Source organism: Salinimicrobium gaetbulicola, from assembly GCF_042676025.1.
GTDB classification, from domain to species: domain Bacteria; phylum Bacteroidota; class Bacteroidia; order Flavobacteriales; family Flavobacteriaceae; genus Salinimicrobium; species Salinimicrobium gaetbulicola.
Genome location: NZ_JBHTJP010000032.1, coordinates 1,449,737 through 1,461,914 on the forward strand (window position 1 = coordinate 1,449,737; position 12,178 = coordinate 1,461,914).

Consider the following 12,178-nt stretch of genomic DNA (forward strand, 5'->3'; position numbering starts at 1 on the left):
CATCAGTAGGTGTTAAAATTTTCCTAATTGAATTAATTTTACTTAGAATTGTCAATCCATTTGACCCCTAAATCCAATATGGACAATAAATTAACAGCCTCAACTATAAATTTCAAGAAGCCGGCTGTGGTCGGATTTTTAGTTTTTGTGATTGTCCTACTATTGGGTTCATTTATCTTCTGGCAACGTTACCGTATCCTTTCTGAAGAGAGGAACCGGGAGATGATAGGGATCATCCAGGTCATCGAAAATAATATTTCCCAGCCCCTTAAAAGCAGTTATTCTGCAGCTCTCAGCCAGGCCCTGCTAATTGGGGATGACGGGCAGATCTTCGATTTTGAAGCAAAGGCTCCGCAACTTCTGGAAGCCAACCCCAATCTGGACGCCATTCAATTGGTTCCCAAGGGGATTATAACACACGTCTACCCGCTGGAAGAAAACAGAGCAGCACTAAATTATGATATCCTGGCCGATGAAACCCGCAATGAAGAAGCCTTTCGTGCCATCGAAAAGAGAAGAATGTATTTTGCCGGTCCCTTTCAGCTTAAACAGGGAGGCCTGGCCGTGGTGGGGAGACTGCCTGTATTCATAGATAATGAATTCTGGGGTTTTTCAGCGGTGATCATCAAATTTGAAAACCTACTGGAACAAGCCGGTTTTAATGAATTATCAAGGGGAGATTATCAATTTCAGTTCTCAAAATATGACCCTGAAACCGGCAAGGAAAATTTCTACCTTGAAGGTGATATTTCTTCCAATGCCTATTCTGAAAACATACTTTTCACAGACGGAAATTGGAAAGTGTACGTGGCCCCTAAAAACCAATATGCACCATTCTTAAGCCTGTTGCCTCTTGCTGGTCTTATAGTCTTTCTCGCAATTTGGCTAGGTCATTTGATGAAAAAATTATTAAAAAGGCCGGAAAAGCTGGAGGCAGTTGTGGAAGCCCAGAACCTGGAACTTTACAACAGTAACCTGCGCTTCCGTAAGATCTTCAACCAGGCAGCCGTGGGGATGGCCAGGATGGACACCAGAACAGGTAAATTCATTGAGACCAATAAACGCTTCAGGGATCTTTCAGGATATTCAGAAGAAGAGATCACCAAACTTAATTATAAGCAACTCTCCCACCCAAATGACAATGAAGAGAACGGTATTCTTATGCAAAAGTTGCTGCAGGGTGAGATCAGGGAGTACAGTCTTGAGAAAAGGGCCCTTAAAAAGGACGGTTCTATCTACTGGGTAAAATTAACGGTCTCCCCTTTATGGCAACCCGGCGATGAACCTACATCCCATATTTCGATCATTGAGGATATAACAAAAAATAAAGAAGCCGAACTTCAGCTGAATAAATCATACAAGATGCTGGTAGACCAGAACAAAAGGCTGGTTAACTTCAGTTATATTATATCTCATGACCTTCGCTCCCACTCGAGCAACATTCAGTCTATTTTAGATCTCTACGAAATTTCAGAGCTTCAGGAGGACCGAGACAATTACATTGAGTTACTTTCCAAAGTGACTGCCAACCTTAACCAAACCCTGCAACATTTAAATGAGGTGGTTTCCATTCAGAATAACCCCGACCTGAAAAAGGAACCGTTAAAACTGGTGGATTTTGTAAAGAAAACCATTGAACACCTGGAGATACGTATCAAGGAGAAGCAGGCTAAAATTTTCATTGACATTCCCAGAGAAGCTGAAATCAATTTCAATTCAGCCTACCTGGAAAGCGTACTGCTTAATTTCATTTCCAACTCCCTGCGATACAGTGACGAGAACAGGAATCCGGAGATCAACATCAAGGCCACCCAACGCGAAGCCGACAAATGGTCATTGGAAATTTCAGACAACGGTATAGGGATCGATTTGGAGAGAAATAAGGAAAAGCTCTTTGGGATGTACAAGACATTTACTGACAGACAGGATTCTCGAGGAATAGGGCTTTTCATTACAAAGCACCAGGTTGAAGCCATGGGTGGGGAAATAGAAGTAGAAAGCACCCCGGGTTACGGAACCACTTTTAAAGTCAATTTTCAATGAGAAAATCTATCGCGGTTGTTGATGATGACGAGATCTACAAGATCATTATTGGAAAAATGATCAGTAGTTCAGAGCTTTTTGACAAGGTCTACTTGTTTGATGATTCCAGAAATGCTCTTGAAGTATTAAGCAATGGTGATATTCCTGCTCCTGAAATTATTTTATTGGACCTCAACATGCCGCATTTGGATGGCTGGGAATTTCTGGATCATTTAAAAGAACAAAAACCCGAACTCTATTCTGAGTCTTCAATCTATATAGTAACATCTTCCATATCTCAAAGTGATCAGGATCGGGCCAGAAGTTATGAGGAGTTAAAAGGCTTTATCAGTAAACCAATCACATCAAAGTTCCTGAAAGAAATTGCCTGACAGTCCAAATTCAGAAAAAGCTCCCCAAATTAATTAACTACGAATAAAAGCAAGCAAGCTTCAGAAAGTCCTTACAGGTCCTTCACAAACTTTAACCGTTCGGGGTCCAGATCTACCACGAAGCTGCCCCCAGAAAATCCCTGAATAAGCTCATCATCAACATGAACATCGGGACCATCCCACTGGATCTCAGTTTTTTTCACCCTCATAGAAAAAACCATATCCTTAAGGTCTTCTTCATCTGCGAACTCCTCTATCATTTTCTGAATATAATCCAGCAGTTGTTCCCGCTTCTCTTCTGGGATCAATACCAGGTCAAAATAACCGTCACCCGGATTCGCGGTAGGCGCCAGTTCAAAATTGGGACCAATGTATTGTATGTTCATTACTTCGACCAGTAAAAAATGACCGGAAATAGTAATGCCCTCCGTCTTAATGACCGCCCGTTGGGCTTTAAAATTCCTGACAACGTCAAGCAGCACTTCCAGCGATTTTTCGATCTCTTCAGACTTACTGAAAGAGGTGATCTGCATATTCTTGATCCTCGACACAAGAGCCGGAAATACCCCGGCACCAACTGCTTCCAGAAAAAATTCCCTTTCCCGGAAGCCTTTTACCCTTCCCACATCAAATCGCTTCAGGTATTTTACCGTATTGAACCTATGAGAAATATAGGAAGATCCTATCCTGAGTGTTTTGGAGATATTATTGGCCGTTCCCATAGGCAGGATATGCACAGGGGTATGGGAATCAATTTTTTTACTTTCCAAAAGGACTTTGGCCACCTTGTGCACAGTACCGTCACCACCTGCGAGGAAAATCACATCGGGGTGATTGGCGTCGAACCTTTCCCAGTGTTCTTCTTCTGTGGAAGCAAACTTCACCTTTGAAAAATTGCCCTTTGAAACGAATTTTTCGACATCTTCTTTGGTATGCCTGTTCTTACCCGAAGTAGGATTGTAAATGATCTGTGCTTTCATGAGTATGGAATTCTGATCTTCAAATTTAAGGATTGAATTGCATCTTTACCACTGATTAACAGTTGCTTATGAAAACCTCGCTTCAAAAACCGCTTTTTGAGGCTACAGTGTTAAAACAAAAATAATTTTGGGTTAATCTCCCAGCCTACAACAGGTATTGGGAACCGAATTTTGTAAATTAAAGGCTAACGAACTATAAAAACTGTAATGATGAAAATATTGGTAACCAATGATGACGGAATTTATAGTCCGGGGCTCATGTGTCTTGCGGAAACCGCGGCAGAATATGGAGAAGTGATCGTAATGGCGCCGGATGTCGAGCAATCTTCCATGGGGCAGGCAATAACATCGGGTAAACCCATCACCTATAAGACCTCCCCTATTCACTTTGAAGGCATCGAGGCCTACCGGGTAAGTGGTACCCCTGCCGATTGTGTGGCACTGGGAGCTCACTTATTTGACGGGATCGATCTGATACTTTCAGGGATCAACATTGGAGCTAATCTGGGTAATTCCGCCTGGCATTCGGGCACGCTCTCTGCAGCGAGGCAAGCAGTTCTCTTCGGAATAAGAGGGGTCGCCTTCAGCGTTTCCGTAGGCGAGGGTGAACCTGATTTTGAAAGCCTGAAACCTTTTGTAAAGGAGGCTTTAAAGGAAGTGGTCCATAAACACGACCGGGAACTACTGAATGTCAACTTCCCCCGAAACCCGGAAGGAGAGATCGTATGGACCTCTCAGTCTGTAAGGCATTATGACGGGAGGGTCATAGACCAGAAAGATCCTATGGGCAGGCAACATTACTGGTTCACGGTAGTACCTATTGAGGAAGTGGAAGAAGGAACAGACCGCTGGGCAATAAGACAAGGCATGACCAGTATTACGCCTATGATCCTTGATCTTACCGACAACAAATACCTGGAGCAGTTGAAATAACGGAATCTCTTTAAAAACAAAAAAACCGAACTGTTTTCACAATTCGGTTTCACATTTACTTTGTTGGCCTCCCTTCGGCTCCGCTCAGGACAAGACCAGGGCTTCCCTCGATCCCGATAGCCAAAGGGACTCGGGATAAACTTCTCGTCCAGTCATTTCCAAAAACAAAAAAACCGAACTGTTTTCACAATTCGGTTTCACATTTACTTTGTTGGCCTACTAGGGCTCGAACCTAGACTCTTCTGGACCAAAACCAGACGTGTTGCCAGTTACACCATAGGCCATTGCTGTAATGCGGATGCAAATTTAAAACAAACTTTCTGTTGTACAAATATTTTTTTCGATTTCTTTCGAAATCTCTTCAACTTTTGATGCTACTTCAGCCGCGATAACTTACAATGATCTGTAATTCAGCAAAAAGAAGATCCTTCCGCGGAAAAAAAAATTTACAGAATGATTGAAATATTCATGTTTTAAAAAGCGTTCTGGTGAGCATTCTATATTTATTCTTAAATTCGCCTCAGTTCACAATTCAAATCTTATGACAGATCTTAACTTTACCAGGTGGAACAAGATTCTAGGCTGGTTAGTTTTTCTTATAGCCCTAACCACTTACTGGCTTACCGTTGAACCTACCGCGAGTTTCTGGGATGCGGGGGAATACATTTCAACCTCCTCAAAACTGGAGGTGGGTCACCCGCCGGGAGCCCCACTCTATCAAATGATGGGCGCGTTCTTCTCCATTTTCGCGAATGATGCGACACAGGTAGCCCTCATGGTCAACATGATGTCAGTCTTTGCAAGTGCCTTTACCATTCTTTTCATGTTCTGGTCTATCACGATCCTCGTGCTGAAGGTTGCCGGGCCAGAGGATACGCTTACTACAGGCAAAAAGATGGCTGTGCTTGGAAGTGGTTTGGTGGGAGCCCTTGCTTTTACCTTTACAGACAGTTTCTGGTTCAACGCTGTGGAAGCCGAGGTATATGCCATGGCGGCATGTATCATGTCTATCCTGTTCTATTTAGGATTACGTTGGGAACGTGACATGTTCGCCCCCCGCGGAAACCGCTGGGTGATCCTCATTTCTTTCATTGTCGGGCTATCCTTTGGGGTGCACTTCATGGGACTTTTGACCATTCCGGCCATAGGTTTCCTTTACTATTTCAAGAATTTTTCGAAGATCACCGTGAAGAATTTCATCATTGCCAACCTGGTAGTGGTCGCGGTGCTCATGTTCATTTTTAAAATGCTGTTGCCCTACTCACTCAGCATCTTTTCGGCTACCGAAGTTTTCTTTGTGAATTCCCTGGGAATGCCATTCCATTCGGGAACTATCTTTAGCGCCCTGGTGGTGATCGCAGCTTTTTACTTCGGAATAAAATATACCCGCAGAAAAAAATTCTACCAGCTGAACACCTTATTGTTGTGTATCCTGTTCATTTTTATAGGATTCTCCAGCTGGATGATGCTCCCTATTCGTGCCAACGCCAATACGGTCATCAATGAGAACAATCCCAATAATGCCCGCGAACTGCTGGCCTATTACAACCGGGAGCAATATCCTGAAACACATTTGTTCTTTGGCCCGCAATTCACCGAAATGTACAGCGGACTGGATGAGGACAACCCGTACCTTGACGATAAGCCGAAGTATGAAAAGGACGAAGAGGCCGGAAAATACGTGATCGTAAATGATTACAAGAACGCCCGTCAAAATACAGATGATGCCCACAAGGCGATACTGCCAAGGATGTGGAGCACAGAACACGCTGCCAATTACATGGAATACACCGGCCCGCTGGAATTCACTATCAAATCTGAATACCAGGGACAGGAGCAGTTGATCGCGGCCGTCAACAATTTTAAACAGAAATACAACCGCGGGGAGATCGACAATCAGCAATATGATGCCTTTTTAAAGCAGTTCAGGGAATACCTGAATGTTGAAAAACCATCTTTTGGGTCTAACATCAATTATTTTTTCGAGTACCAGTTAGGCTATATGTACTGGCGCTACTTCATGTGGAATTTCACGGGAAGACAAGACGACATCCAGGGTAAGACAGATGATCTCCACGGAAACTGGTTAAGCGGAATAGACTTTATTGACGAGGCGAGACTGGGATCACAGGACAATCTGCCAAGCGACGTGAAGAACAACAAAGCCAGGAACACCTATTATTTCCTTCCATTATTGCTGGGACTATTAGGATTGGTCTTCCACTTTTCAAAAGACAAGAAGAATTTCTGGGTTTTACTGGTGTTCTTCCTCTTTACAGGGATCGCATTGAAACTATACCTCAACGAGCGACCTTTCGAACCTAGAGAAAGAGACTACGCTTTGGTAGGTTCCTTCTACGTGTTCGCCATCTGGATAGGCTTTGGAGTGTACGCCCTGTTCGATATTCTGAAGGATTACCTGAAACCAAAATTAGCCGCTCCCGTAGTAATAGCCGTAAGCTTACTGGCTGTGCCAACTTTGCTGGCTTCGGAAAACTGGGATGACCACGACCGGTCAGATCGTTATACCGCGCTGGCCATGGCAAAAATGTACCTGGACAGCCTTGATGAGGACGCGATCCTATTCACCATTGGTGACAATGACACTTTCGCACTTTGGTATGCCCAGCAAATTGAGGGTTACCGAAGAGATGTAAGGATCGTCAACACCAGCCTTTTCGCGACCGACTGGTACATAGACCAAATGAAATCGCAGGCATGGGAAAGTGAACCTATCCCGGGGCAACTGGTACACGAGCAATACAGTTATGGCACGAACGATGCGGTCTGGTTCCAGCCCATTACCCAGGACACCATGATGATCAAGAACTTCCTGAACTGGATAGGCAGCAGTGATCCTCGCACCAAGGCCGAGCTTATGAGCGGTCAAAGCGTGAGCACCTTCCCTACCAAGAACATCAGGATCCCTGTTGACAAGCGGAATGTACTGGAATACGGAATCGTAGATGAGGAAGATGCTGATAAGGTTGTAGATCACATTGATATTGAGATCTCGGGGGATATTCTTTACAAGAATCGCCTGTTGATGCTGGATATCATTGCCAACAACGACTGGAAACGCCCAATCTATTTCACCGGCGGAAGCTTCGGTGATGACGATTACCTTTGGATGAAAGATTACCTTCAGCTGGACGGTGTCGCCTACAAACTGGTACCAATTAGAACTCCGGTGAACAGGAATAATCCCTTTGATATGGGCCGACTCGATTCAGAAAAGATGTATGACATCGCGATGAACTGGTATTGGGGCAATTCCGGAAGCTCAGAGATCTATCATGATCCTGAGACCCGCAAGAACGCGATCACCTACCGAAGCAACCTTGCGAGGCTTGTGGAGGTATTAATCCAGGAAGGAAAGCTTGAAAAGGCCAAAAATGTCCTCGACCTGGCTATGGAAAAAATGCCGGTAGAATATTATGGTTATTATACCCTTTTAGAACCTTATATCTCGGGATACTATGAAGTTGGTGAAACCGAAAAAGCCCGTGAACTCTGGGAGCAGGTAGCGCGTAAATACCAGGAGAACCTGAGGTGGTACAGCACCTTTGACGTAGAACGTCAATATAGACTGGGCAGCGAGATCATTACAGATATTGAACGCTACAGAAGCCTGGTTGACCTGGTGATCATCAATGACCAGGAGGAACTGGCACAAGAAAAAGCTGAAGAATTCAACCAATACCTGATGCTCTTTGAGCATTTCTACGGAAGTTCCCAGGCTCCTGAAGAAGTAGAATCTGAATTACTGCAGGAACAAATTCCGGAGGAAGTCATAGACACGATCAACTAAAACCGAAAGTCCGCTTCTCACCAGGCGGACTTTTTTGTATTACCATGAAAGTAAAGATCCCGAAGCTGGTAAAGAAGGTCTATCCCTCACGCATTTGGGATGGCCCCAAGAACGGAAAGAGTCTGTACCTCACATTTGACGACGGTCCCATTCCCCAGGTGACCCCGTGGGTACTGGAGGAGCTTCGGAAATATGATGCCAAGGCCACCTTTTTCTGTATTGGCGATAATGTAAGGAAACACCCCGAAGTGTTCAGGCAGGTGGTTGCCGAAGGCCATGCCGTGGGAAATCATACTTTCAACCACCTCAACGGCTGGAAGACCTCTTCACAAAAATACCTGGAAAACAGCCTTCAAGCCCAGCACCAAATGGAAGAGTCAACTTCCGAAGAAGCTCTAAAAGATCAGCTTTTCAGGCCTCCGTATGGTAAGATCAGAGAGAAGCAGGCCCGGCTGTTGCGAAAACACGGATTTAAGATCGTGATGTGGGATATAATCAGTGAAGACTACAACCAGAATCTTTCCGAAGAAAAATGCCTGCAAAATGTGCTTGAAAACTCTGTTTCGGGAAGTATTGTCGTTTTTCACGACAGTATTAAAGCTGAAAAGAATTTGAAATTTACCTTACCAAGGGTGCTGGAACACTTTAAGGAGCGGGAATACGCCTTTAGAGCCCTTCCCTGATAAGCAGGAATAAACGCACATTTTCGAGGACGGTTTTGAGTTATATTTACCTCAAAATCAGACACATGAAAAAAGTTTTACTCGTCCCCATCCTCCGTGGTGAAAAAGAATATATCGCCATAAAATATTCATTTGATCCTCATCTTCAGAAGCTGCTAAGCTCAATGAAAGAGGTTTACTGGTCTCACAAGCACAATTATTTCTACACTCCTTTTTCAACCGAGCAGAAGAAACTGCTTTTTAACAGGCTAAGGGCGCAGGATTATTATGTGGATTACAGTGCTCTGGAAAACTTTACTTCGAAAATCAAACAAGAGAGTTCACTTTCGGCTACTGATTTTAATAAAGAGCAAAGGAAAACTTTACACAAATATGTGGCCTATCTAAAGGGACAACGCCTGAGTGAAAGCAGTGTGCGCACGTATTACTACTTTATTCTCAAGCTGGTGGCTTTTATTGGAGACAAACCTTTAAATGAATTAGTAATGCGAGACCTGGAGCTTTTTGTAGAACAGAAAATAGCATCAAAAAACTACGCGATCAGTACCCACCGCCAATGTATGAGTGCCATCAAGCATTTTTTAGAGCTCCATCCAGAAATACAAATAGACTCACTTGAACTAAGAAGACCTTCTAAGAGTAAATATTTACCATCGGTACTTTCCAAAGAGGAAGTGGTAAGGCTTTTAACAGTAACGCGCAACCTGAAGCATAGAGCCATTCTGGCAATCATATATTCTTCAGGTCTTAGAATTGGAGAATTAATAAACCTCAGGCTGCGAGATCTTGATGTGGAGCGCCGGCAGATCTTCATTAAGAATTCCAAAGGCCGAAAGGACCGGGTGGTGGTCATGGCTGAAAGTATCCTGCCTTTATTACAGAATTATATGGTAACCTACACGCCCAAGGAATATTTTACCGAGGGCAGAAACGGGGAAAAGTATCATGCTGAAAGCATTCGTGCGTTCTTAAAGGATTCCTGCAGGAGAGCAGGGATAATAAAGAAAGTGACTCCTCATAGTCTTCGGCATTCTTATGCTACACATATGCTGGAAAACGGGATCGATATAAGATACATACAAGCCTTACTGGGGCATTCCAAACCGGAAACCACGATGATCTACACTCACGTTTCCAGAAAGGACCTCATGCAAATAACCAGTCCGTTAGACGTAACGGTAAGGGAATTGAGAAAAGCGAACAGCCAACAGGGCAAGTCATTACCATTTGAGGGCTCCTGAAATTAATAAGCGGGGGTGATTTTTGTTAAAAATTTTAACTTATATTAGTAAGCCTTATATGATGTAGCGGGGGCAGACTTCAAAAAGTTCTGTTATCCCCTAACCAGAGTTTATAAAAAGAACTATAAGTTGACATATAAGGTGTTGTACACAAGCTAAACGAACTCATATAAATTGATGAGAAATTTACTTTTTGGAATTTTAATTGTCGGATTTTTAGCCATTTTCGGTTATATAATTTTTATGGCAAATTTTGACATTTTTGATGAACCAACGGAGACGGAATTAAGAACAGAATGCGATTATGAAGGTTTGAGGAAAGTGAAAATGACCCAAATGACTGGAAATGCCACTGCGAACAGTTCAATCCATATTTACGCAACGGACTGTAATTACAATCGAAATATAGAACCCGAACCGATATTTGTCGCCAGTGCCGGATTTATAAAACCTGAAGACGTGAGTTTTGAATGGAAAAGCTTTGACACCTTGACAATCCAGTACAATAAAAGGTTAGAGATTTTCCAGCAAAAAGCAGAATCCGAATCTGTAAACTCAAAAATCATTTTTGAATATATAACCCAGTAAAAAGCCTGTGTACAACATCGGTTAACGAGCAAATAGCGGAGAACCGTTTTAAAATGACATTTTTAACTACCTTTAAAACGATAACTTAACCCGGACAACTCGCGTTTTCCAACTCCGCTACTTGCGTTAACCGTAGACGTTGTAGTACATTTTGAATTCAACAAAATCTAATATTGAACTATGAATAATATAGTTAATTATATAACACTTATGACTTTATTATTCTTCTCTAACTGTATTCTCGGACAAGAAAATAAGACTGTCTTAAAAGTGGAAACTTCGAATAGAATTTTTTTATTCACCGAACCTGTCGGCGGAGTTTATACTAATACTTGGTACGCATATAAACTGGACAATGGAGAAATAGCATTGATTTCTGAAGGTAAATCAAAAGAAATAAGAAGTTATATAACTTTTAATTGTGAAAACGAAAACTACTTAATATCTGCTTCAACTAATTTTGGACATAATATTACAAACGAGGAATTTGAAGAATTTGTTCCTGCTAAAGTCATTGATTTGTGTAGAAAGATTCAATGTAGTAATTAATATGAATAAATAAAAAACGTACTACAACATCGGTTAACGAGCAAATAGCGGCAGACCATCTAAAATAACATTTTTGACTACCTTTAAAAAGATAACTTAACCGACAAATTCCCGTTTCCCAGGTCCGCTACTTGCGTTAACCGGAGACGTTAGGCACAATATGAACAAAACTTTGCGACAGATACTATTAATTGGATTTTTGACATTATTACTGACTCAAATCGGATATAGTCAATCGATTGATAAATTTACTGACTCATCAATCAAAGTTGATAGCCTAAATGTTCCGACTGATTTAAAACAACCTTATTTCCCAAAAGAAATGTTTCCTGAAGTTGAACTGGATTGGATCAAAACTGATAAGGGAACGAAAATAGAAAGCAAAGTTAAAGAAGGAACTTATGATGAATTTGTAGTGAATTGGTACTCAAATCATCTTCACGCAATGAAAGAACCTTTGTTGTTTAACAGAAAAATTGACAAAGAAATTTATCGATTTACTTGGTTGAGAACATTTGACAAACCAATGACTTTTAGATTTGAAAAGATAAATGACAGATATATTCTGTACTGGAAAGTATTAAGTGGAGCTGGTGGTTATGAACCTGGAAAAATAGAAATTGAGCAACTGAAAATATTAACCGAAAAAGAATGGACCAAATTTACTCAACTTGTTGCAAAAGCGGATTTTTGGAAAATGGAATTAGGTCGTAGTTCAATTGGAACAGATGGTTCCGAATGGATTATGGAAGGTGTTAATCAAACGGATTATAGGGTTGTAAGTGTTTGGTCACCCGGTAAAGGGAACTTTTATAATGCTTGTGATTATCTAATTTCGTTAACAAATTTGAAAATATCTGAAAAGGACAAATATTAAAAAATACTGTGCCTAACATCGGTTAACGAGCAAATAGCGGCAGACCATCGAAAAATGACATTTTTGACTACCTTTAAAAAGATAACTTAACCGACAAATTAT

At 42.0% G+C, this 12,178-nt stretch carries 10 protein-coding genes and 1 tRNA gene; 9 read left to right on the forward strand and 2 right to left on the reverse strand.

What is annotated here, in order from left to right; translation table 11 throughout:
- The first annotated feature begins 78 nt into the window (after positions 1-78).
- Both ACFQ1G_RS08095 and ACFQ1G_RS08100 read left to right on the forward strand, forming a co-directional pair.
- Complete coding sequence (locus ACFQ1G_RS08095) at positions 79-2,043, forward strand: sensor histidine kinase (RefSeq protein ID WP_380738355.1); 1,965 nt, start codon at positions 79-81, stop codon at positions 2,041-2,043.
- Entirely contained in the window at positions 2,040-2,414 is a 375-nt protein-coding gene (locus tag ACFQ1G_RS08100) for a response regulator (RefSeq protein WP_380738357.1), read from the forward strand. Before ACFQ1G_RS08095 ends, ACFQ1G_RS08100 begins: the two co-directional genes overlap by 4 nt.
- 71 nt (positions 2,415-2,485) lie before the next feature.
- Here the strand turns inward: ACFQ1G_RS08100 and ACFQ1G_RS08105 are convergent, their stop codons facing one another.
- Entirely contained in the window at positions 2,486-3,394 is a 909-nt protein-coding gene (locus tag ACFQ1G_RS08105; RefSeq protein ID WP_380738359.1) for a diacylglycerol/lipid kinase family protein, read from the reverse strand.
- A 210-nt stretch (positions 3,395-3,604) separates the two neighbouring features.
- Here ACFQ1G_RS08105 and surE point away from each other — a divergent pair, with 210 nt between their 5' ends.
- On the forward strand, positions 3,605-4,327 hold the full coding sequence (surE, locus tag ACFQ1G_RS08110; protein ID WP_380738361.1) for a 5'/3'-nucleotidase SurE: 723 nt from the start codon (positions 3,605-3,607) through the stop codon (positions 4,325-4,327).
- Positions 4,328-4,538: 211 nt separating this feature from the next.
- Here the strand turns inward: surE and ACFQ1G_RS08115 are convergent.
- Positions 4,539-4,611: transfer RNA gene (locus tag ACFQ1G_RS08115), tRNA-Gln, on the reverse strand.
- A gap of 257 nt (positions 4,612-4,868) precedes the next feature.
- Here ACFQ1G_RS08115 and ACFQ1G_RS08120 point away from each other — a divergent pair.
- The 6 genes from ACFQ1G_RS08120 to ACFQ1G_RS08145 all read left to right on the forward strand — a co-directional run bounded on the left by ACFQ1G_RS08120 (position 4,869) and on the right by ACFQ1G_RS08145 (position 12,076).
- Positions 4,869-8,138, forward strand: coding sequence for a protein O-mannosyl-transferase family (locus ACFQ1G_RS08120; RefSeq protein WP_380738363.1), 3,270 nt, complete (start codon positions 4,869-4,871; stop codon positions 8,136-8,138).
- Between the two features lie 44 nt (positions 8,139-8,182).
- Positions 8,183-8,821 (forward strand): polysaccharide deacetylase family protein, encoded by a 639-nt coding sequence (locus ACFQ1G_RS08125; protein ID WP_380738365.1) that lies wholly within the window; start codon positions 8,183-8,185, stop codon positions 8,819-8,821.
- A 65-nt stretch (positions 8,822-8,886) separates the two neighbouring features.
- A complete protein-coding gene (locus ACFQ1G_RS08130; protein ID WP_380738367.1) occupies positions 8,887-10,062 on the forward strand; it encodes a tyrosine-type recombinase/integrase in 1,176 nt (391 codons plus the stop codon).
- Positions 10,063-10,239: 177 nt separating this feature from the next.
- A complete protein-coding gene (locus tag ACFQ1G_RS08135) occupies positions 10,240-10,650 on the forward strand; it encodes a hypothetical protein (RefSeq protein ID WP_380738369.1) in 411 nt (136 codons plus the stop codon).
- A 180-nt stretch (positions 10,651-10,830) separates the two neighbouring features.
- Positions 10,831-11,199 (forward strand): hypothetical protein, encoded by a 369-nt coding sequence (locus tag ACFQ1G_RS08140; RefSeq protein ID WP_380738371.1) that lies wholly within the window; start codon positions 10,831-10,833, stop codon positions 11,197-11,199.
- 160 nt (positions 11,200-11,359) lie between these two features.
- Positions 11,360-12,076: a hypothetical protein gene (locus ACFQ1G_RS08145; protein ID WP_380738373.1), complete on the forward strand. Its 717-nt coding sequence runs from the start codon at positions 11,360-11,362 to the stop codon at positions 12,074-12,076.
- Positions 12,077-12,178 lie beyond the last annotated feature (102 nt).